Origin of the sequence: Dyella sp. RRB7 (genome assembly GCF_022761115.1) — a bacterium.
Lineage (GTDB): Bacteria > Pseudomonadota > Gammaproteobacteria > Xanthomonadales > Rhodanobacteraceae > Dyella.
Genome location: NZ_JAKWJS010000001.1, coordinates 292,442 through 314,367, shown reverse-complemented (window position 1 = coordinate 314,367; position 21,926 = coordinate 292,442). Strand labels below are relative to the sequence as shown.

General features: G+C 66.1%; 17 protein-coding genes. 16 read left to right on the top strand and 1 reads right to left on the bottom strand.

Going from position 1 to position 21,926, the window contains the following annotated elements; translation table 11 throughout:
- Positions 1 to 5: 5 nt before the first annotated feature.
- Positions 6 to 1,229 (top strand): flagellar hook-associated protein FlgL, encoded by a 1,224-nt coding sequence (flgL, locus tag MJ606_RS01540; RefSeq protein ID WP_243047653.1) that lies wholly within the window; start codon positions 6 to 8, stop codon positions 1,227 to 1,229.
- A 174-nt stretch (positions 1,230 to 1,403) separates the two neighbouring features.
- The gene (locus MJ606_RS01535; RefSeq protein ID WP_243047652.1) at positions 1,404 to 2,816 is read left to right on the top strand and encodes a flagellin; all 1,413 of its coding nucleotides are present in this window, start codon (positions 1,404 to 1,406) and stop codon (positions 2,814 to 2,816) included.
- Positions 2,817 to 2,908: 92 nt separating this feature from the next.
- Here MJ606_RS01535 and MJ606_RS01530 read toward each other — a convergent pair whose 3' ends face one another.
- Positions 2,909 to 7,255 carry a glycosyltransferase gene (locus MJ606_RS01530; RefSeq protein ID WP_243047651.1) on the bottom strand — a complete coding sequence of 1,449 codons (4,347 nt, stop codon included), beginning with the start codon at positions 7,253 to 7,255 and terminating at the stop codon, positions 2,909 to 2,911.
- Positions 7,256 to 7,750: 495 nt separating this feature from the next.
- On the opposite strand from MJ606_RS01530, the gene MJ606_RS01525 reads away from it, so the two are divergent.
- The 14 genes from MJ606_RS01525 to MJ606_RS01460 all read left to right on the top strand — a co-directional run bounded on the left by MJ606_RS01525 (position 7,751) and on the right by MJ606_RS01460 (position 21,914).
- Positions 7,751 to 9,172: a flagellin gene (locus MJ606_RS01525; RefSeq protein ID WP_243047650.1), complete on the top strand. Its 1,422-nt coding sequence runs from the start codon at positions 7,751 to 7,753 to the stop codon at positions 9,170 to 9,172.
- A gap of 182 nt (positions 9,173 to 9,354) precedes the next feature.
- Positions 9,355 to 10,872, top strand: coding sequence for a flagellar filament capping protein FliD (gene fliD / locus MJ606_RS01520; protein WP_243047649.1), 1,518 nt, complete (start codon positions 9,355 to 9,357; stop codon positions 10,870 to 10,872).
- 16 nt (positions 10,873 to 10,888) lie between these two features.
- A complete protein-coding gene (gene fliS / locus MJ606_RS01515) occupies positions 10,889 to 11,311 on the top strand; it encodes a flagellar export chaperone FliS (protein ID WP_243047648.1) in 423 nt (140 codons plus the stop codon).
- A gap of 5 nt (positions 11,312 to 11,316) precedes the next feature.
- A complete protein-coding gene (locus MJ606_RS01510) occupies positions 11,317 to 11,604 on the top strand; it encodes a flagellar protein FliT (protein ID WP_243048558.1) in 288 nt (95 codons plus the stop codon).
- A gap of 91 nt (positions 11,605 to 11,695) precedes the next feature.
- Positions 11,696 to 12,253, top strand: a complete 558-nt coding sequence (locus MJ606_RS01505; RefSeq protein ID WP_243047647.1) for a PilZ domain-containing protein — start codon at positions 11,696 to 11,698, stop codon at positions 12,251 to 12,253.
- Positions 12,254 to 12,618: 365 nt separating this feature from the next.
- The gene (locus MJ606_RS01500; protein ID WP_243047646.1) at positions 12,619 to 14,043 is read left to right on the top strand and encodes a sigma-54-dependent Fis family transcriptional regulator; all 1,425 of its coding nucleotides are present in this window, start codon (positions 12,619 to 12,621) and stop codon (positions 14,041 to 14,043) included.
- Positions 14,044 to 14,115: 72 nt separating this feature from the next.
- Positions 14,116 to 14,439, top strand: coding sequence for a flagellar hook-basal body complex protein FliE (gene fliE / locus MJ606_RS01495; RefSeq protein ID WP_243047645.1), 324 nt, complete (start codon positions 14,116 to 14,118; stop codon positions 14,437 to 14,439).
- 48 nt (positions 14,440 to 14,487) lie between these two features.
- Positions 14,488 to 16,188, top strand: coding sequence for a flagellar basal-body MS-ring/collar protein FliF (gene fliF / locus MJ606_RS01490; protein ID WP_243047644.1), 1,701 nt, complete (start codon positions 14,488 to 14,490; stop codon positions 16,186 to 16,188).
- A gap of 153 nt (positions 16,189 to 16,341) precedes the next feature.
- Positions 16,342 to 17,337, top strand: coding sequence for a flagellar motor switch protein FliG (gene fliG / locus MJ606_RS01485; RefSeq protein WP_243048557.1), 996 nt, complete (start codon positions 16,342 to 16,344; stop codon positions 17,335 to 17,337).
- Complete coding sequence (locus MJ606_RS01480) at positions 17,334 to 17,984, top strand: flagellar assembly protein FliH (RefSeq protein ID WP_243047643.1); 651 nt, start codon at positions 17,334 to 17,336, stop codon at positions 17,982 to 17,984. Before fliG ends, MJ606_RS01480 begins: the two co-directional genes overlap by 4 nt.
- Positions 17,981 to 19,345 carry a flagellar protein export ATPase FliI gene (fliI, locus tag MJ606_RS01475; RefSeq protein ID WP_243047642.1) on the top strand — a complete coding sequence of 455 codons (1,365 nt, stop codon included), beginning with the start codon at positions 17,981 to 17,983 and terminating at the stop codon, positions 19,343 to 19,345. The genes MJ606_RS01480 and fliI overlap by 4 nt, the downstream gene beginning before the upstream one ends.
- Entirely contained in the window at positions 19,342 to 19,776 is a 435-nt protein-coding gene (gene fliJ, locus MJ606_RS01470) for a flagellar export protein FliJ (protein WP_243047641.1), read from the top strand. The genes fliI and fliJ overlap by 4 nt, the downstream gene beginning before the upstream one ends.
- 37 nt (positions 19,777 to 19,813) lie before the next feature.
- Entirely contained in the window at positions 19,814 to 21,004 is a 1,191-nt protein-coding gene (locus MJ606_RS01465; RefSeq protein ID WP_243047640.1) for a flagellar hook-length control protein FliK, read from the top strand.
- 403 nt (positions 21,005 to 21,407) lie between these two features.
- Complete coding sequence (locus tag MJ606_RS01460; protein WP_243047639.1) at positions 21,408 to 21,914, top strand: flagellar basal body-associated FliL family protein; 507 nt, start codon at positions 21,408 to 21,410, stop codon at positions 21,912 to 21,914.
- The last annotated feature ends 12 nt before the right edge of the window (positions 21,915 to 21,926 follow it).

Here is a 21,926-nt window from a genome sequence, read left to right as displayed (position 1 = left end):
ACGCCATGCGCCTTTCCACCAGCTGGATGTACCAGCAGTCGGTCAACAACATGCTCGCCCAGCAGAGCGCGCTGTCCATCACCGAAAACCAGGTGTCCAGCGGGCAGCGCATCAACGTGGCCTCGGACGATCCGGCGGGTGCGGGGCAGGTGGTGTCGTTGAACCACGTCATTGCGGCGAACACGCAGTACACCAGCAACATCAACAACGCGACGACCAGCCTCAACGCCGAGTCGAGCACGTTGAGTTCCATCAATACCGTGCTGACCACGGCGCGCACGCTGGCGCTGCAGGCGATCAACGGCACCATGTCCAACAGCGACCTCAACAGCATCGCCAGCCAGATCAGCCAGATCCGCCAGCAGGTGGTGCAGCTGGCCAATGGCACCGATGCCAACGGCAACGCGCTGTTCGCCGGTACCAGCAGCGCTACGCCGTTCCAGGTGGGGGCCAACGGTACGGTGACCTACCAGGGCAACGGCCAGCAGCAGCACACGTCGGTGGGCTCGGGCCTGCAGATAGCCACCAATGATTCGGGCGCCGGCCTGTTCATGAACATCCCGACCGGCAACGGCACCTTCCAGGCCAGCGCCGGCTCGTCCAACACCGGTACGCTGGTGGTGGGCGCGAACAGTGTCAGCGACTTGTCTGCGTGGAACAGCAGCGTTGCCAGCAGCGGCGGCGGCTACACCATTACCTTCGGTGCCGGCGGTAGCTGGAGCGCCACCAACGCCAATGGCGCCGCGGTGCTGGACAGCAGCGGTAATCCGGTGACTGGCACCTATACCGATGACGGCAGCATCAGCTTCAACGGCATGTCCATCAGCATGGATGGCACGCCGTCGGCCGGCGACACCGTATCGGTGCAGGCGGGCGGCACGCAGGACATCTTCAGCACCTTGACCAATATGATCAATGCGCTGCAGAGCGGTGGTTCGAGCACCCAGATCACCAATGCGCTCAACCGCCAGGTCGAGTCGCTGGACCAGACCCAGAACTCGATCAGCAACGTGCAGGTGGCCGTGGGCGGGCGCCTGGATACCTTGCAGCAGCAGTCGAGCACGTATTCGGACCTCAACGTCACCTACCAGACGGCGCTGTCCGATGTGCAGAACGTGGATGCGTACACTGCCATCAGCAACCTGTCGCTGCAGCAGACGGCGCTGCAGGCATCGCAGCAATTATTTGCGCAGGTGAAGTCGATGAGCCTGTTCGATTACCTGAAGTAAGCGGGCGCGGGCTGGAGCCATACGAGACGGAGCAAAGCACCCAGCGAGAGACAAAGACTCAAGAACTTGCGAATTAGGCCGAAAGATCTTACTGAGGCGGGCGCACCTTCATGGAATCGTGCCGCCGGTAGGAATCCAGCCCATTCGCCGGTAACGGTCTTTTAGGAGTCATCCATGTCTCTCGTCATCAACACCAATATCTCGTCGCTGCAGACGCAGAACAACCTGAGCAAGTCGCAGAGCGCGCTGGCCCAGGCCACCCAACGCCTGTCCTCCGGCCTGAAGATCAACAGCGCGGCCGACAACGCCGCCGGCTTTGCGATCTCGCAGCAGTACAACACCCAGGTCGGCGGCCTGCGCCAGGCCAGCGCCAACGCCTCGGATGCGATCAACCTGGCCCAGACCGCCGGTTCGGCGCTGGACCAGGTGACCGCCAACCTGCAGGCGATCCGTGACCTGGCGGTGCAGTCGGCCAACGGCACCTATACCGATGCCGATCGCGCCTCGATCAACCAGGAAGTGCAGCAGCGCCTGCAGGAAATCACCCGCATCGCCAACCAGACCACGTTCAACGGTTCGAACGTGCTGGACGGCTCGATGAAGACCAAGAGCTTCCAGATCGGCGCGAACGTGGGCCAGACCATCAGCGTCAGCCTCGAAACCAACGTCAAGGCCAGCAAGATCGGCCAGGTGGCGGAAGTGAATACCGGCTCGATCGCCAGCACGTTTGCCGGCCTGAGCGTGGCCTCGGGCAGCACCGGCGGCCTGACCGTGGCGGTCGGCAGCGGCGCCGCGGTGAACGTGGCCGCCGGCACCTACCACAGCGTCAGCGGCCTGGCGGCTGCCATCAACAACGCGGCAGGGGGCAGCACGCCGTTGGCCACCGTGAATGCATCCGGCCAGCTGGTACTCGACAGCAGCGTCACGCTGGGCGGCGACGATGCGACCACGCTGGGGACCCCCGATAGCACGACCGGGGTGGTGCCGAACGCGCAGACCGCGGTGGGCGACCTGTCGGGTCAAACCCTCACCATCAATGGCCAGGACGTCAAGCTGACCGGCGTCACCAGCCTGCAGGACCTGTCCGATGCCATCAACGCGGCCGGCATCGCCGGTGTCGGCGCCGCCGTGAATGCGGCGGGCACGGGGGTCAATTTCTACTCCAGTGGTGCACTGAGCATCACCGACAGCGCGGGCTCGGTGATCACGGGCAACGCCATCGATGGCAACAGCGGCCAGGCGTACAAGTCGGGCGATTCGGCCGGTACCGCCGGATCGCTGGCCAACGGCAGCGTGCTGACGGTGGACTCGGCCAACGACCTGATCTCGCGCATCGACGTCGCGTTGACCACGGTGAGCAACTTCTCGGCGCAGCTGGGCGCGGTGCAGAACCGCTTCCAGTCCACCATCTCCACGGTGCAGGCGCAGACCACCAACCTGCAATCCTCGCAGTCGACCATCCAGGACGCGGACTTTGCCTCGGAGACGGCGTCGCTGAGCAAGGCGCAGGTGCTCCAGCAGGCGGGCATCTCGGTGCTGGCCCAGGCCAACTCCAATCCGCAGCAGGTGCTGAAGCTGTTGCAGTAACGTCGTATCTCCGGGCCGCGCAGGTCGTGGCCCGGTCGATGGAAGCAAACGCCGGCTTAGCGCCGGCGTTTGTCGTTGAAGGCGTGGTGTACTCAGTCCGGCAGCCAGGCCTTGCGCCAGTTCACCAGGTGCTCGCCTTCCAGCATCCAGTCGCGCCGCACCGCGTCGCGCAGTGCGTCGCCCATGCGGGCACAGGCATCCATGTCGGCCAGGTGCATGCGGATGGCATCGACCCAGTCCTTGTAGCGGTTGCGCACGCGGGTCACCGGGAGGTCGCCGCGATAGCATTCGATGTCGCTGCACACCACGGGAAAGCCGCACGCGCCGTATTCCAGCAGGCGCAGGTTGCTCTTGCAGCTGTTGAAGACATGGTCTTCCAGCGGCGCGATGGCCAGGTCCAGGTCCATCGAGGCCAGCTTGGCCGGATACTGTGAGATGGCCACGCCCTCGTGGAACTCGCTGATGTAGGGGCGCAGTTTCGGCGGGCATAGGCCGAAGAACACCCAGTCGACTTCGCCGGCCAGTTCGCGCACCACGTCCGCGACCACTTCCAGGTCGCCACGGTGACTCGATCCGCCACCCCAGCCCACGCGTGGCTTGGGGCCGCGGCGGCGCACGGCGCTGAGATCGCGCCACCAATGGACGGGCAAACGGTTGTGGACCACCCGGATATCGTCATGCATGCCGACGAACTGCTCGGCCAGCGGCGCGGTGGAAACGACGAAGCGGTCGACCAGGGTCAGCGCCTTGCGCAGCGACTTCAGCACGTCCTTGGGCATCTCGCCCTTGTGATGGTTCTTCAATGGCAGTTTGGGCAGGTAGTCGTCGAGTTCGTAGACCTTGAAGGCCGAACTGAACTCGCGATAGTTGCGCATGAACTTCAGCTGGTTTTGGGTGATCTGGCGTTGCAGCACGATCGATGTGGGTGCGAACTGCTCCATCGCCACCGGGTTGAGATGCAGCAGGGCGAGCGAACCTTCGGCGAGGCCTTGACGCTGCATCGCCTGGAACGGCTGCCTGATGCGGTAATGCCCGCAGCCGAATTCATCCGCCGCGACGCAGAAAAAGCGCGGCAGCAGCGCTTGCTCGAACGGTTCCCAGGCAAGATGCCGGGTCTGCTGCAAGCCGTAGCCGTTGCCCTCCAGGCTCAGGTTGCGGTTATAGGCGGGGTCGCGCGCCAGCACGGGCAGCCACTTGCGGTACATCACACGCTGGTCGTCTTCGAAGCGCTTCATCTGGTCGGCGAGCTGTGTCTTATCCAGCTGGCGATGGCTGGCGCCATCCTCGTGCATCAGGCGGGCATAGGGCGTCCATACCGTGAGGTAGCCGGCGGCGCGCACTTTCAGGCACAGGTCGACGTCGCTGTGCGACAGCTTGAGTTCGGTCTCGTCGAGACCGCCGACCTGCTCATACACCGATTTGCGTATCATCAGGCAGGCCGCGGTAACGGCCGTGTAGTTCTGGTCCACCAGCAGGCGATGCATGTAGCCCGGAGCATCCATGGCGTCGCCCAGGAAGGGGTGGCTGGCCGCCCCGCGCAGGCCCAGCACCATGCCGGCATGCTGGATGCGGCCATCGGGGTAGTGCAGCTTGGCGCCGACGATGCCGACCTCCGGTCGCTGCGCATGGTTGAGCAGTGCTTCCAGCCAGTCGTCGTGGAGCACGGCGGTATCGTTGTTGAGCAGCAGCAGATATTCGCCGCGCGCCTGCGCGGCGGCGAAGTTGTTGATCGCCGCGTAGTTGAACGGATGGGGCCAGCGCAGCACGCGCAACTGCGGGTTGTTCAGCCGTTCGATGCCATCGAGGTAGGCGCAGGTGGCAGGGTCGCGGCTATCGTTGTCGACGATGAGCAGCTCGTAGTTGCGGTAGCTGGTCTTGGCCAGCAGGCTGTCGAGCAGACCGTTCAGCAGGGGCATGTGGTCGCGGGTCGGGATGATGATCGACACCGGCGGACGCTGGTGGTGCGTGTAGCGCACACGGTTGATGCCAGGTACGCCGGCGGACTGCACGTCGTGCGCGATGCCCAGCCGGTCCAGGTGCGACGACACCACGCTCGCCGAGCGCTCGGTCACCGAGGGCGAGGCCAGCCACTGCACGAACGGCAGGCCTGCGTTGAGCAAGGGCTCGGCAATGTGTCCGATGGATTCCAGGCCGTGGCGCTCGATCAGGCGGAAGATCAGGTCGTGGTTGCCGAGTCCTGCGGGATCCTCGTTGAAACCTCCCAGCGCCACGCAGTGCTCGCGCCGGATGGCCAGCGAGTGGCCCGTGTAGGGGTAGCTGCGCAGCAGATCCAGGTTGAGGTCGGGCTTGAAAATCGGCGCTGCCGGACTGCCGTTGGACGAGCTGTCTTCGTCGGTGTAAACGGCGCTGAGCCCGGGGTGATGGGCCAGCTGATCCTCCAGCAGGTGGGCGAACAGCGGCGAAAGCTGGTCACCCGCGGCGACCAATTGGATCCAGTCCGCGTCCGACTGCTCCAGCAGGGCATTGAGCCGTGGCAGGGCCGTCGCCGCGTCCGCCTCGATGGCGATGACATGCTCGAACGCCGGCGGCAACGGCACGTTGCCGAGCACGTGGATGGCATGGGCTGCAGGGGATATCCCGGCGATGCTCTGCAGCGTGCGCGCCAGGGCCGTCTCGTTGCCGTCGACGGCCAGGACGACGTAGCCAATGCGAAGCTGCGTGATCGGCCGGGTGGCCTGGGCTACCTCCAGCAACTGGTTTGCCGTGGGGCTGCACCGGGCGAGGATTTCGGCGTAGTCGAGCGGACGGGACAAGGCCCCGACCTGGGGCCGGAAACGATAGCTGTCCACGCGCCACCAGCGACCGTTGTCGTACACCTCGCGCCACAGCAGGCCGTCAATATCCAGCGCGGTCTGGTAGGCATCCGCGTCGTACTCCCAGCCAGCCTCGCGACATAGCCACTGGACCTTGGCGGCCGGATCGCCCTCGGGCAACACCGTGGCCAAGGCCGGGTCCCAGGTCAGCATCATCAGGCCGCGGTAGAGCGGCGTGCTGACGGGAATGAGGCCGGGCAGGCGCCATTCGCGATCGATGTGGGCGCATTGGCCATCCTTCTGCAGGATGAGGTTGGATGGGATCACATCCATCCACTCGCCCGGCAGCATGCCTTGTTCGTCAGCGCCGGCCCGCAGCATGTCGGACCAGAGGTTGAGCAGTTCCACCAATTCCGCCGTGCGCCCGGTCACCGCGGCGCGACGCATCAGCGTCGACAGGCTGCGACCGGTCTGGTAACGCTCCTGGGTAAACACATGTTCGATGCCCCGGAGTGCCAGTACCTCACGATTGATGGGCTGCTTGATCACCGCGATCCCATCGCGGTCCTTGATGAAGTCAGTCACGCAATTGAGACCGGGACGGCGCGCATCGCTGTACTTCTGGGCCAGCAGTTCGGGACGGGTCAGGGGGGAAGGGTCATGACGCGTGGCCAGCACCAGGAACGAGTTGGCCATGTCGCCCAGCAAGCCCTCTTCGTGCAGGCTTTGCAACGTCATATCGAGGTTGAACTGGGCCCGGCCGGTATGGTTGTAGTCGCGATGGTCCAGCCCCTGCAGCAAGTCGTCGGGGCGAAAGCCGTCCTCGTCCAGGGCCTGCTCGGACACCAGCGCTTCCGGCAGTTTGTAGTCGGGGAACGGGAAATAGAACGAGACGTTGCCGAACCCGGCCGCGCGCAACTTGCGTTCCAGCCCCTGGCGACCGTAGGTGGTGGTCTGCTGTTTGCCGTAACGGCCTTCGATGCCGTAATAGGGGCGGTTGAAATGGTCTTCGGAGATGCCGGCGAAGTACTTCAGGCCCATCCTGTTCTCGATCGCCACCAGCAGCGTGCCGCCGGGCTTGAGCGCACTCAGGGCAATCTGCAGGCAGGCGACGAAGGGGTCGGGCGCATCCAGATAGACCGGTGAATATTCGAGTACGCCGATCAGGGTGACCAGGTCGTATACCGGCTCCAGCGCCACGTCCTGGAAGTTGGAGTGGTAGACGGCGGCGTTGGGATGGTTGCGCACGCGCGATGCGGCCACGCGGGCGCGACGCGGCGAGCCTTCGATGGCATCCACCCGGCAACCGGTTTCCGCCAGCGCCTTGGTGATCGCGCCGCAGCCGCATCCCAGTTCGAGCACGCGGTGCGATGCGTCCAGGTCGAGCAGCCGGATCACGTTGGCGCGGCGGGGCGAGAAGTGGTACTCGCTGGGCCAGTCGTTGATCTGGCTGACCAGCTCCGACGAATAGACGTCCGTATTGCTGGCGCCGGCGACGATGCGATACATGCGTTCCTCCGTCGCATCGCCGTCGGAGTAGTTGAAGGGCTTGGCATGCGGGGACTGCCAGACGCCGGCATCGTTGCGGATGAATTCGCTCATCCGCGGCAGCACGGCCGCTGCCTCGGTTTCTGGATGGTCGATGGTCGCGGTAGGAATGCTCATGCGTGGTCCAGGGCCTCGCGGCGCCGTGTCGAAAATTTGGCGCCGTGTCGGCGCGGTGGTGCCATCCGTCTTCCGCGGCGACCGGGGCCCGGCCGGCGCCCATACGCTGGACTCCAGGCGATTTCCCGATGCCGCCGCACGAAGAAAGTGGCATGGCGCAACGGCATCGCGTCGGATTTCCAACGCGTGCCGTCGCAGCTCATGGATTGATTGCAAGCGGAGTGCCAAGGCGTGGGCGCGTTACAGGCATCAGTGCAAAGCCTTATGCATCAAGGACTCGTGGCCGATCGTCCGGTCATGGCCCGGCCGCCTGATCATGGCCGCCGGGGAAAGGGTGCGCCGTAGCGCACTTTGGCCCGCGTGTTGCTTAGACCACTCAAGTAATCCCACGCAAGGCCGAAATGTTCCCCGAGGCGGACGGCATTCCCTAGTGAGGAATCTTCCCGCTGGTACGACAAAGCCAACTAACCGGCAACGGTCCCGTAGGAGTAGTCCATGTCTCTCGTTATCAATACCAATATTTCGTCGCTGCAGACGCAGAACAACCTGAGCAAGTCGCAGAGCGCGCTGGCCCAGGCCACGGAGCGTCTGTCGTCGGGTCTGAAGATCAACAGCGCGGCCGACAACGCCGCCGGCTTTGCCATCTCGCAGCAGTACACCACCCAGATCGGTGGCCTGACCCAGGCCAGCGCCAACGCTTCGGACGCGATCAACCTGGCCCAGACCGCCGGTTCGGCGCTGGATCAGGTGACCTCCAACCTGCAGGCCATCCGTGACCTGGCGGTGCAGTCGGCCAACGGCACCTACACCTCGGCTGACCGCGCCTCGATCGACCAGGAAGTGCAGCAGCGCCTGCAGGAAATCACCCGCATCGCCAACCAGACCACGTTCAACGGCTCCAACATCCTGGACGGCTCGCTGGGCACCAAGAGCTTCCAGATCGGCGCGAACGTGGGCCAGACCATCAGCGTCAGCCTCAACACCGACGTCAAGGCCAGCCAGATCGGCCAGGTGGCGGAAGTGAATACGGGCTCGATCAGCGGCGCGTTTGCCGGCCTGAGCGTGAGCACCGGCAGCGGCTCGGGCACCGGTGCTCTCACCGTGACGACTGGCGGCACTGGCGGCACTGCGGTGAACGTCGCCGTCGGCACCTACCACAGCGTCAGCGGCCTGGCGGCTGCCATCAACAACGCAGCCGGGACTGGCGTGGCCACCGTGAATTCATCCGGCCAGCTAGTGCTCGCCAGCGGCACCACGCTCGGTGGTGGCGATGCGACCGCGCTGGGAACCGTCGGTAGCGGTGGTCTGGTCTCGGGCGCGCAGGCCGCCGTGGGCGACCTCTCGGCCGAAACCCTCACCATCAATGGCAAGGCGGTCAAGCTGACTGGCGTCACCAGCCTGCAGGACCTGTCCGACACCATCAACGCAGCCGGCGTCAGCGGCGTCACCGCCGCCGTGAATGCGGCTGGCAACGGCGTGAATTTCTACTCCAGCAATGCGCTGACCATCTCGGACTCCACCAGCGGAGTGATCACCTCCGGCGCCACTGACGGCAACACCGGGGTCAACTTTACGGCGGGTTCGGCTAACGCCAGCACCGGTGGTTCGCTGGCCAACGGCAACGTGTTGACGGTGGACTCGGCCAACGACCTGATCTCGCGCATCGACGTCGCGTTGACCACGGTGAGCAACTTCTCGGCGCAGCTGGGCGCGGTGCAGAACCGCTTCCAGTCCACCATCTCCACGGTGCAGGCGCAGACCACCAACCTGCAGTCCTCGCAGTCGACCATCCAGGACGCGGACTTCGCGTCGGAGACGGCGTCACTGAGCCAGGCGCAGGTGCTCCAGCAGGCGGGTATCTCGGTGCTGGCCCAGGCCAACTCCAACCCGCAGCAGGTGCTCAAGCTGTTGCAGTAACTCCTCCGAACTGGGCCGTGGAGAACACGGCCCAGCCGGCGGATCGAGTCGCCGGGTCGCCAAGCGACCCGGTGGCTGGTTCAGGAGCCGCCGGCAAAGTCCTTGCCTGACGAGGGTTTTGCCGGCGGCTTGGAAGCCCCTTGAGTGGGGCTGTTTCAAGTCCACTGAGAGAGATTTTGTCGATGACGACTACCAGCAGCGCCACTTCCAGCAGTCTAAGTTCCCTGCTCGGTGCCCTGACCGGCAGCAGCTCCGGCTCGTCCGGTACCACCACGACGACGACCACGACCACGCCGAGCAGCGGGTCCTCCACCTCATCGACCGGCCAGTCGATTCTCAGCTCGGCCGGCATCGGCTCGGGGCTCGATGTCAGCTCCATCGTCAGCGCCCTGGTGGCGGCGCGCCAGGCGGCGCCGCAGCAGTCGATCACCAACCAGACCACGGCGCTGAACAACCAGCTGAGCGGCCTGACCCAGCTGAATTCGGCGCTGACCTCGCTGCAGAGTTCGCTGACGGCGCTGACCACAGCCAGCACCTATCAGAGCTACACCGCCTCGCTCGCTTCCACCAGCGGCGGCAGCAGCATCGGCAGCGCCACCACCATGAGCAGTGCCCAGCCGGGTACGTACACGGTGGCGGTGAGCCAGCTGGCCACCGCACAGTCGCGTACCAGCAGCGCCGTGGCCACTGGCACCGCCGTCGGCGCGGGCACCCTTACCATCGCGATCGGTTCCAACTCGATGAACGTCGCGGTGTCGGCCACCAACACCTTGTCGGACATCGCCGCGGCGATCAACAGCTCATCGTCCAATCCGGGCGTGAATGCCACCATCGTCAATGGCGTCAACGGCCAGCAGCTGATCCTGACGTCGCAGAAGACGGGCGTGGCCAACGCCTTCACGGTAAGCGCCAACGCTACCAGCAGCAGCGGTCTGCAGTCGCTGGCCACCCAGCTCAATACCGCCGGCAGCAGCGAGGCGCAGGACGCCAAGCTGACCATCAACGGCATCGCGGCCACCAGCGCCTCGAACTCGGTGTCCGGTGTGCTCGACGGCGTCACGCTCAATCTCACCTCGACCGGCACCAACCAGCTGACGGTGGCGCAGAACACTTCGGCCGCCTCCACCGCGATCCAGTCCTTCGTCACCGCCTACAACAGCTACGTGTCGACGGCGAGCTCCCTGACCAGTTATGACGCCAGTTCCAGCACGGTGGGCTTGCTGCTGGGCAACTCGACCATGACGCAGGTACAGAACCAGATCAACCAGGTGCTCAGTGCCTCGGTCAAGGGCAATAGCATCGGCAGCCTGGCGAACCTCGGCATCACCCGCCAGGCCGACGGCACGCTCAGCATCGACAGCGCCACCCTCAACAGCACGTTGAGCAGCAACCCCAGCGCGGTGCAGAACCTGTTCAGCGGCACGACCGGCTATGGCACCACGTTGAACAATGCGCTGAACGTGTTCACCACGTCCAGCTCCGGCATCATCCCGGCGCAGATCACCAGCATCAACAGCCAGCTGACCCAGCTGCAGACCGAGCAGACCGCGCTGACCGCGCGCATGGCGGTCTACCAGCAGCAGCTGCAAGCCCAGTACACCAATCTGGACACGATGATGTCATCGCTGAACAGCACCAGCAGCTACCTGACCACGGCGCTGGCCCAGTTGAACAATTCGAGCAGCAGTTCCAAGAGCTGAGTGAGGACAAGCGACGATGAGTTACGGCTATATGCGCAATGCCAGCGCGATGTACCAGGACACCAGCGTGCGCGGCAAGGTGGAGGGCGCCGACCGGCACCAGCTCACCGGCCTGCTCTACGACGGGTTGATCGACCGCATCAACCAGGCGCGCGGCGCCTTGCGCCGTGGCGACGTGCCGGCCAAGGGCGCCCACTTCGCCCGCGCGCAGGCCATCCTGATCGAACTGCGCGGCAGCCTCAATCACGAGGTCGGTGGCCAGCTCGCCGGGCGGCTTGATGCCCTCTATGACTATGTCGGCCGCCGCATGCTGAGTGCGCAGCTCAACGACGATGAGCGCGCATTCGACGAGGTTCTGGGGCTGCTGACCCCGATTCGCGATGCCTGGCAGAAAATCCGCCCGGCCTTCCTCGATTCCCAGCGCGGCGTGGCGGCGTGAGCAGGATGGACGCGGTGTCCGACCTGGTGGAAGTCAGCGCCCGCATGCTCGGACGTGCCCGTGACGGTGCCTGGGAGCACGCGGCCCAGGACATGGCCTTGCGCGATGAACTGCTGTACGCGTTGCCCGTCAACGATCCGGAGCTGCGCGAGACCCTGCAGCTGCTGCTCGATCACAATGAAGAAGTACGCGCCTTGGCCGGCCATGCGCACGATCAGGTGGGCACCCAGTTGGGCGAACAGCAACATACCCGGCGCGCCCTGCATACCTACCTGGCCGCCGCCAGCGATTGACCCCAGCGTGGGCGGCGCGCCGTAGTGGCCTCATGCATTCACGCATAATGGCGCTGCGGTGATCATGCCGCGACCAACGATCGAAGGGCTCATGCAAGACGCATCCTGGTTGGCATTTTCCGAGCGGGTGAGCTACGACGACGGCCTGCACGTCAGTTGTGTCGCCGTGCCGCAGCCACTTTCCGAATTGCAGTTGGCCGCCATGCGAGAGCGCAACCTCAGCGTGCTGGGCACGCTGGCCGTGTTCAGTGAGCGGCGCCTGGATGCCGCGGATGACGAAAGCCCGGTGGCGCAGGATATCCAGCGCCTGGACAGCAAGCTCAACGTACTGATGGCCATGCTGGACCAGTTGCTCCAGCGCGGGACTGAGCTGCCGCCGCGCCAGCCGGTGCGCTTCAACGCCGTGGGCGCGTTGCTGCCGCGCGCGCTATGGCCGTCGGGCGCGGCCACTGCGCTGCTGCGCCTGCATTTCGACGGCTGCCTGGCGCTGCCTTTGGAGTTGCCGGCACGACTCGTGCAGGAGCGTGACGAGGGTCACATTTTCGTGAGCTTCGAAACGATGGATGACGTGACTGCTGACGCGCTTGAGCGGCTCGTGTTCCGCCATCACCGACGTAAAGTGGCAGGTCGCCGCCTGACATCACCTTAGGCCGGCGCTGACAGCAGAGTGCGTAGTGTGACTGACGTCACGTTACGAAAAGTCGGCACGAAAGTTCTTTGACGCAGCTCTCGCCCGGGTGCCGTTCCAGGTCACCTTTTCCTGCGCCTTCATCCCCTGTTTTTGCCCAATGGATTCAGTGACATGTCGCACACCCTTGCGAACTGCTTGAGGGCCCGCGCGCACAAGTGACGCATACCGACACCCACATGGCGTGGCGAGCGTCAGAAATACGTGTCGTGCTGGCCTTCTTCTTGCTGAACCATTCCTGAGATCGACGACGGATTGTCGACACGCAGCGGCGCAGTCCAGGGTTCAGGGGTCCACAGATGAAGCAGCACGCACGAGAATCAGGCATGGGCAAGTTCGATGTACTGGTGGTCGAATCCGATCACCGCAGGGCGGAGTCAATCGTTTCAGCGCTTCAATTCCTCGGCTATCGCCCGCAAAGGGGAGAGGAATGCGTGGAGGTCGATGAATCGACCCACGCATGGCGCGCGGTCTATGTGGGCAATGTGGTCGATGACGCGGAGGCCGAGCGGCAATTCGGCCTGCTTGGGGCAGCTGCCGGCCACGTGATGGTGTTGTTGGCCGCCGACTCGAGCTGGGTGTCCCGGCTGGGCGCCAATTCGTCGCCGTTCGCGGCCCGGTTGGGCATGGTCGAATTCCCGCTGCGTTACGAGCAGCTCGCGGAAGTCTTGCGCGGGCCGCAGCTTCAGGCGAATGCGCGGCGCCAGGAATTGCGCCTGGTCGGCAGTTCGGCGCCGATGTCCCGCATGAACGCGCTGGTGCGCCAGGTGGCTCCCTTCGATTCCAGCGTGCTGGTGCTGGGCGAATCGGGCACCGGCAAGGAGATGGTGGCGCGCAGCATTCATGAGTGCTCGTCGCGTCGCGACAAGCCGTTCGTGGCCATCAACTGCGGCGCCATCCCGGCCGAGCTGCTGGAAAGCGAGCTGTTCGGCCATGAGAAGGGGGCCTTCACCGGCGCCATCAGCGCGCGCAAGGGCCGCTTCGAGCTGGCCGAGGGCGGCACGCTGTTCCTCGATGAAATTGGCGACATGAGCCTGCCGATGCAGGTGAAGCTGCTGCGCGTGTTGCAGGAGCGCGTGTTCGAGCGCGTCGGCGGCAACCGCACGCAGCGTTGCGATGTGCGCATCATCGCCGCGACGCACCGCAACCTGGAGGCGGCCATCGCCAACGGCCAGTTCCGTGAAGACCTGTTCTATCGCCTGAGCGTGTTCCCGCTGGAGATGCCCGCGCTGCGCGAGCACCTGGACGATCTGCCGGAGCTGATCGCCGAATTCAATCAGCGCCTCTCGCGCCGCGGCCTGGCCAACGTGCGTTTCAGTGCCGGCGCGATGCACGCATTGCATGGCTATGCGTGGCCGGGCAACGTGCGCGAGCTGTACAACCTGGTGGAGCGCCTCTCCATTCTCTATCCGCACAGCGAGGTGCGGGTCAGCGACCTGCCGGAGAAATATCGCGGCCAGCAGGTGGTGGAGGAAGTGCGCGGCGCGGCCTTGCTCTCGCTGATGACCGGGCATGCCAGCGTGCTGCCGGAGCCGATGACGATGGTGTCCACCGACTCGCTGGTGTTGCTGCCCGAAGGCGGGCTCGACCTGAAGGATCACCTGGCCGACATCGAGGTGGGGTTGATCCGTCAAGCGCTTGACGTGACCGGCGGCGTAGTGGCGCATGCGGCGAAATTACTGCGCATGCAGCGCACGACGCTGGTGGAGAAGCTTCGCAAGTATGGCCTGCAGCCCAGTCTGCAGGCCTGATGGCGCGCTTTTTTGCATGGCACGGCTTGTGCATTTATAGCCTTGATTACCGTCACGCGTTGGAATTCCGTCATGAGCCAGATCGACGTCAACAACCTGCTGTCGCAGATGCGCCAACTTTCTTCGCAGGTGAAACCTGCGGAGCAGTCGTTCACGGCGGCGGCGCCAGGGCAGATGGATTTTTCCAGCCTGCTCAAGCAATCGATTTCATCGGTCGCCGACACGCAGACGGAAGCCGGTCGCCTCGCCGCCAGTTTTGAGCGCGGCGATGCTGGCGCCGATCTGGGCAAGACCATGGTGGCCGTGCAGAAGGCCGACCTGTCGTTGAACACGCTGACCCAGGTGCGCAACAAACTGGTCGATGCCTACAACAACATCATGAACATGCCGGTTTGACCGGCCTGTTGACGACACCCACGCGCACCTACCGCACGAGCAGTCTTCATGGCCGATAACGCCCTCGCGACCACCGACGACAAGGCCGGTTCTCGCCTGGACCTTAAACAACTTGCGCGCACGCCGGCATCACGGCAGCTGTTGCTGCTGGTTGGCGTGGCGGCTGCCGTCGCGCTCGGCGTCGCCGTGGTGCTGTGGTCGCGCGGACCCAACTACGGCCTGCTCTACGCCGGCCTGGAACAGAAAGACGCCGCGGCGGTGACGCAAGCGCTGCAGGCCTCCAATACGCCGTATACGTTGGGTGCCGACGGCAGCTCGATCATGGTGCCGGCCTCCGACCTGTCGGCCATCCGGCTGAAGCTCGCCGCGCAGGGCTTGCCGCAGGGCAATGCGGCCGCGACCACGGTTCCCCCGGCCGACTCGCCGTTCGGCATGAGCGACCTGGCCGAGCGCACGCGCTACCAGCAGATGCTGGAGACCGACCTGGGCAACACCATCGCCGGCCTGCAGTCGGTGCGCGCCGCGCGCGTGCACCTGGCGTTGCCCAAGCCCTCGGCGTTCATCCGCGACAGCCACGAGGCCAGTGCCTCGGTGCTGGTGACGCTGTACCCCGGTCGCCAGCTCGACGCCAGCCAGGTGGCGGCGATCGTGCACCTGGTGGCGGCGAGCGTACCCAACCTCGATCCCAAGCAGGTATCGGTGGTCGACCAGCAGGGGCAACTGCTGACCAGCACCGATCCGAACAGCGCCAGCTCGGTGGGCGATACGCGCCTGCGCCTGGCTACGCGCATCGAGAACACCTACGCACAGCGCATCGAGGAACTGCTCACCCCGTTGGTGGGGCCGGGCAAGGTGCGCGCGCAGGTGTATGCGGACCTGGACTTCAGCGAAACCGAAAAGGCCACCGAAACGTTCGACCACGAACACCCGGCGTTGCGCAGCGAGCAGACCAACAGCGAACAGCGCGTCGGCGAGGCCAGTGAGGGCGGCGTGCCGGGGGCGCTGAGCAACCAGCCGCCCAATACGGTGACGCAGCCCACCGCGGCCCGCCCGAATGCCGGCAAGGCGCCGGGCAAGGGCGGGGCGAACGCGACCACCGCGCAGGCCAGTGGCCCGGGTGAAACCACCAGCAGCGCCACGCGCAATTACGAGCTCGACCGCACCATCAGCCACGTCAGCGACCCGGCGGGACGCCTGGCGCGCCTTACCGTGGCGGTGGTGGTCGACAACAAGTCCGTGCCGGGCGACAAGGGCGACAAGAGCGTGCCGTTCACGCCGCAGGAGCTTGAGCACCTCACCACGCTCACCCGCAACGCGGTGGGCTACAACGAGGCGCGCGGCGACAACGTCAGCGTGATCAACCAGCCGTTCCACCAGGACGCCACCAGCGACAGCGCGCCGCCCCCGCCGCAGTTCTGGGAGCGCCCCGGCATGCTCGACCTGATCAAGCAGGCAGCCGGCATCCTGGTGGCGCTGCTGGTGGCCTTCGGGCTGCTGCGCCCCTTGCTGCGTGGTCTCTCACGCGCGCCCACGCCGGGCAAGGGCGTGGCCGTGGCACAGGAACCGGCGCCGCCCACCATTTCCGTGCGCGTTGACGACAAGGACGAAGACGACGACCTGATGCGCCTGAGCGTGCCCTCGGCGATGGCCTATGAGCAGCGCATCGGCATGGCGCGGCGCATGGTCAGCGAAAACCCCAAGCAGGTCGCGCAGGTAGTGAAGAACTGGGTGGGCGAAGATGGCAGCTAAGCACCTGCGCACGCCCAGGGCCGCATCGCGGCTTCGGAAAGCGGCCGCTTGGCCGATATGCGCCAGAGAGGCCGCGCGTTTCGTCGCGGTGGACGGCTCGGTCAAGGCGAAGCAATCAGGCTGGCGGGACAGATCATGAAGTCAGACACGCAAATCGGCGGCGCGCAGCGCGCGGCCATCCTGCTGCTCACCCTGGGTGAGCAGGACGCGGCCGAGGTGCTCAAGCACCTCAGCGCACGCGACGTACAGGCCGTGGGCACGGCCATGGCCGGCCTCACCAATGTCTCGCGCGAACAGGTCGAACAGGTGCTCGGCCGGCTCAACGAGGACATGGGGCGCAACACGTCGCTGGGCGTGGGCACCGAGGAGTACATCCGCAAGATCCTGGTCAACGCGCTGGGCGAGAGCAAGGCAGGCGGCCTGATCGACCGCATCCTGCTGGGCCGTTCCAGCAAGGGCCTGGAGTCGCTGAAGTGGATGGAAAGCCGCGCCATCGCCGAGATGATCAACCAGGAGCATCCGCAGATCATCGCGCTGGTGCTGGCGCACCTGGAGCCGGACCAGGCGGCGGAAGTCATCGGCTACCTGCCGCCGCGCACGCGCAGCGACGCGGTGATGCGCATCGCCACGCTCGACGGCGTGCAGCCGCACGCGCTCAACGAGCTGGACGAAATCATGGAGCGGCAGTTTTCCGGCGGCAACACCAAGAAGCTCAAGTCCGCCTCGGTGGGCGGCCTGAAGGCGGCGGCCAACATCCTCAACGCGATGGAGTCCTCGCGCGAGAACGAGCTGATGGCGGCCATCCGCACCCACGACGCCGGCCTGGGCGGGCGCATCGAAGAACTGATGTTCGTGTTCGAAGACCTGGCCGAGCTGGACGACCGCAGCATGCAGACGCTGCTGCGCGAAGTGCCCACCGCGCGCCTGGTCACGGCGCTCAAGGGCGCCGAGCCGGGCGTGCGCGAGCGCATCTTCGCCAACATGTCCAAGCGCGCCGCCGACATGTTGCGCGACGACCTGGAGGTGTCCGGGCCGGTACGCCTGAGCGAAGTGGACGCGGCGCAGAAGGAAGTATTGGGCATCGCGCGCAAGCTGGCCGATTCGGGCGCGATCAATCTCTCTGGCACGGGTGACGAGCTGGTGGCATGAACGCCATATGGAGCCGCGACAACCTGGTCGGTCTTGAGCGCTGGCTGCCTCCCGAAGTCGGCGAGCCGCCCGTGGCCGAGCCGGCGCCGGTGGAGCCGGCGGCGCAGCCCACCGTGCGCGATCTCGAAGCGATCGAGCAGCAGGCGCGCGAGGAAGGCTATGCGGCCGGGCACGCCGAAGGCATGGCGGCCGCACGCGACGTGCTGAACACGCGCATGGCCCGGCTCGATGCCCTGCTGGAAGCGGCCGCGCGTCCGCTGCGCGCGATGGATGAACTGGTCGAGCTGGAACTGGCCCGCCTGGCCATGACCGTGGCGCGCCAGGTGCTGGCCCACGAACTGCGCACCTCGCCCGACCTGGTGGTGGAGGCCGTGCGCCAGGCCGCGCTGGCGTTGCCCTCGGCTACCGGCCACCTGCGGGTCCGGTTGCATCCCGAAGACCTTGCCCTGCTGCGTTCGCTCGATGTCGCCGAGTCGAATTGGCAGCTGGTTGGCGATGCAAGCTTGCAGCGTGGCGACTGCCTGCTGGAAAGCGAGCGTTCGCGGCTGGACGCGCGGGTGGAAACCCGCCTGGCCGCCGTCGTCGATGCCGTGCTCGGCGCCGAGGCGGAAGACATCGATGTCGACGCCGACGAGGTGCGCGGATGAATGCGCCGGCCGGCCATTCGCCCACGGCGCTATGGCAGGAGCGGCTGGCGCGCCGCCGCCAGCGTGCCGTCAATGCGCGCACGCTGACCGTGGAAGGCCGCCTGCGCCGCGTGGTCGGCCTCACCCTGGAAGCGGAAGGCTGCGAGGCGCCGCTGGGCGCGCGCTGCATGGTGACCACCGCCGATGGCAGCGAACTGGATACCGAAGTGGTCGGCTTCGCCGACGAACGCCTGCTGTTGATGCCGGTGACCGAGATGCACGGCGTACTGCCCAATGCGCGCGTGCGTCCGTGCGCGCACAGCAGCGGCCTGCCGGTAGGCATGGCCTTGCTGGGTCGCGTGGTGGGCGCCGATGGCGTGCCGCTCGACGGCATGGGCCCGCTCGACGTGGACGAGCACGCCACGCTCAAGCGCGAGCCGATCAATCCCATGTCGCGCAAGCCGATCGATACGCCGCTGGATACCGGCGTGCGTGCCATCAACGCCTTGCTCACGGTGGGCCGCGGCCAGCGCCTGGGCCTGTTCGCCGGCTCCGGCGTGGGCAAGTCCACGCTGCTGGGCATGATGACGCGCTACACCGACGCCGATGTGGTGGTGGTGGGCCTGATCGGCGAGCGCGGCCGCGAAGTGAAGGAATTCGTGGAACACACGCTGGGCCCGGAAGGGCGCGCGCGCGCGGTCATCGTCGCCGCGCCGGCCGATGCGCCACCGCTCAAGCGCCTGCGTGGCGCGCAGTACGCCACGGCCATTGCCGAATGGTTCCGCGATCGCGGCCAGCGCGTGCTGCTGCTGATGGACTCGATCACGCGCTATGCGCAGGCGCAGCGCGAGATCGCCCTGGCCATCGGCGAGCCGCCGGCCACCAAGGGCTATCCGCCGTCGGTGTTCGCCATGCTGCCCGCCCTGGTCGAGCGCGCGGGCAATGACGCCGAGGGGCGCGGCTCCATCACCGCCTTCTATACCGTGCTGACCGAGGGCGACGATTACCGGCACGATCCCATCGCCGATGCGTCGCGCGCCATCCTCGACGGCCATATCGTGCTCTCGCGCGACCTGGCCGAGGCCGGCCACTATCCGGCGATCGACATCGAGGCATCGATCAGCCGCGTGATGCCCGCTGTGGTCAAGCGCGAGCACCTGCGCGCCGCGCAGCGTTTCCGCCAGGTGTATTCGGCCTATCGCCAGCAGCGCGACTTGATCGCCGTGGGCGCCTACCAGAAGGGTTCCGACCCCCAGGTCGACCATGCCATCACCATGTGGCCACGCCTGCGCGACTTCCTGCAGCAGGAAGTGGACGCGCCGACCACGCTGGTCGAATCCATTGCCGGGCTGGAAATGCTCACCGCCGGAGGTGTCCCGTGAAATCGCGTGCGAACCGCCTGCAACCCGCCGCCGATCTTGCGCGCGAGCGCCAGGAAGCGGCCATGCAGAAGCTGGCCGAACACCAGCAGCGCGTAGCCAAGGCCGAGCAACAGCTGGCCGAATTGGAACGCTACCGCCAGGAGTATGCCGATACCTCCGGCGGCGTCAGCGTGAGCGCACTGCTCAATCGCCGCCAGTTTGTGGAACGCATCGACCAGGTGATCTCGCAGCAGATCGTCGAGGTGGCGCGACTGAATCGGCAGCTCGACCAGGCACGTGGCCAGTGGCGCGACGCGCACGCACGCGAGCGCGCCCTCGGCAGCGTGATCGACAGCTACCGCGAGCAGGAGCGCAAGAGCGAAGAGCGCCGCGAGCAGTCCGAAATCGACGAACGCATGCAGCATCGCCGACCCACCAAGGGGTGGTCGTGATGAAACGCCAGCGGTATACCTTTAGGGAGATAAACCCATGACGTCTTCCGTCGTCCTGGCCGTGAACGCGGCGCCGCCGTCGCCCGCACCGGCATCGACCCCCTCGACATCGCCCGGGTCGTCCGGCAACACCGGTTCCAGCGATTTCAGCCGACCCATGCTGGAAGCACGCCAGCAGCAGGCGAAACAGGCATCCTCGTCGGGTCGTCCTCCCTCGACGCCCGCGTCGACCTCGCCGTCGTCCAAGGGGAAAACCGCATGGTCTTCCCACGCGTCGCAAGACCAGGACAAGGACGACAGCAAGCCGACCAAGAGTGATCCGACGGACGCCACCAGCGCCATGCTTGCCTTGCTGGGCCAAAGCGTTCCGGCGATGACACCCGCCGTCGCGGCCGCGCCGACAGGCGGCGGTTCCGCCGATGCCAAGGCGACGACCGCCAGCGCCCCCGTTGCCGCCATGCCTGCACTAATCCCCGGCGCCGTCCCGCTGGGCGCCGCCATGACCGCGGGGCAGGCCGCCGCCGAGGGTGACGACGCAGGCGACGACGTCGGCGCGCTCGGTGGCGTCAAGGACAGCGCCTCGCCCGCCGCCGCCAGCAGTGATACCGACGACGACATCGTCACCGCGCTGGCCACCGCCGTCTCCACCAGCGCCAAAGCCGACCCTATCGGCCAGGCGACCTCCGGGCCCGCCACGCAGAACAACCACGACGACCCGCTCGATGCACTGCGCGCGATGACCGCGGCCACCACGACCATGCAGCAACCGGTCACCGCGCAGGCGACCGCACCAGCCCATGCCTTGACCATGAACGCACCCGTCGGCTCGCCCTCGTTCGGGCAGGAATTGGGTCAGCAGGTGGCATGGCTCGGCGGCCAGGACGTCAAGCAGGCGCGCATCCGCCTCAACCCCGAAGACCTCGGCCCGCTCGACGTCAAGGTCAGCGTGCTGCACGACCACGTCGACGTGAGCTTCGTCGTGCAACATCCCCAGGCGGTACACGCCGTGCAACAGACCCTGAGCCAGCTCGATTCCATGCTCGCGCAACACGGCCTCACGTTGGGGCAGGCGCAGGTGGGGCAGGGTGGAAGTGGCAATGCCTCGGGGCAAGGGGCGTCGTCTGGCTCCGCGGCCAGCGGTGATGCGGAGTCGGCCGATACCGGGGTGGTGGCTTCGGTGGGGGCCGCGGTGGTGAGTGGGGTGGGGTTGCTGGATACGTTTGCGTGAGGTGAGGGTGGCGTCGCAGGGGCGCTGTCTTTTGCTCGTCATCCCCGCGAAAGCGGAGGCTGGGACTTTCGCTCTTGTTGGCGTGGTCGCCAGGGTGCCGCCCGCTGCGTAAGCGGCAACCTCGCAGAAGCGCCCAAGGAAAAGCGAAAGTCCCTAGGCCCCCGCTTTCGCGGGGATGACGAGTAAAAGCGCACCCGCGCGACAACCTTCCGACAACCGCCGCCACCCCGCCGCGACCAATCCCCGTCGCGCGTCAAGAAAGCGCCACCACCCCGTCTCCGATCCCTGCAAACCCAGCAGCCACAACACTTCCCAGCGATGGCACGGCGTTTGCTACCAACGGTCATGCGGCGCTCGTGGCGAGTGGCCGAGGCATTTGTGACTGATAGGGATCGAGACAGGCATGGCTCAGAACGAGCAAGTAACGGAAGCCCCCGTTTCCATCGCGAAAAAGGGCTCGTCCAAGACGGTGGTCATCATGGGCGTGGCCTTGCTGGCCATGGCCGGCGTGTGTGCCTACGTATTGTTGGGTACGCGTGGCGCGCAAGGCGCGGCTGGTGCGACCGACGATGCCAAGGTGGTGATGTCCAAGCAGGAGCAGTACCTGCCGATGGACCCGCCGTTCGTGGTGAATTTCCGCGATGACCAGTCCATGCGCTTCCTGCAGGTCGGCGTCAGCCTGATGTCGCACGACGCGGCGGCGCTGGCAGCGGCGAAGGACGCTGACCCGGTGATCCGCAATGCGCTGGTGATGCTGTTCAGCAGCCAGGACTATTCGATTCTCAGCGATGCCGCCGGCAAGCAGAAGCTGCAGGCGCAGGCGTTGGCGGCGGTGCGCAAGATCGTCGGCGACCGGCTCGGTCGTCCCGGCATCGAAGCGCTGTATTTCACCAGCTTCGTGATGCAGTGACGGGCGGGTAGG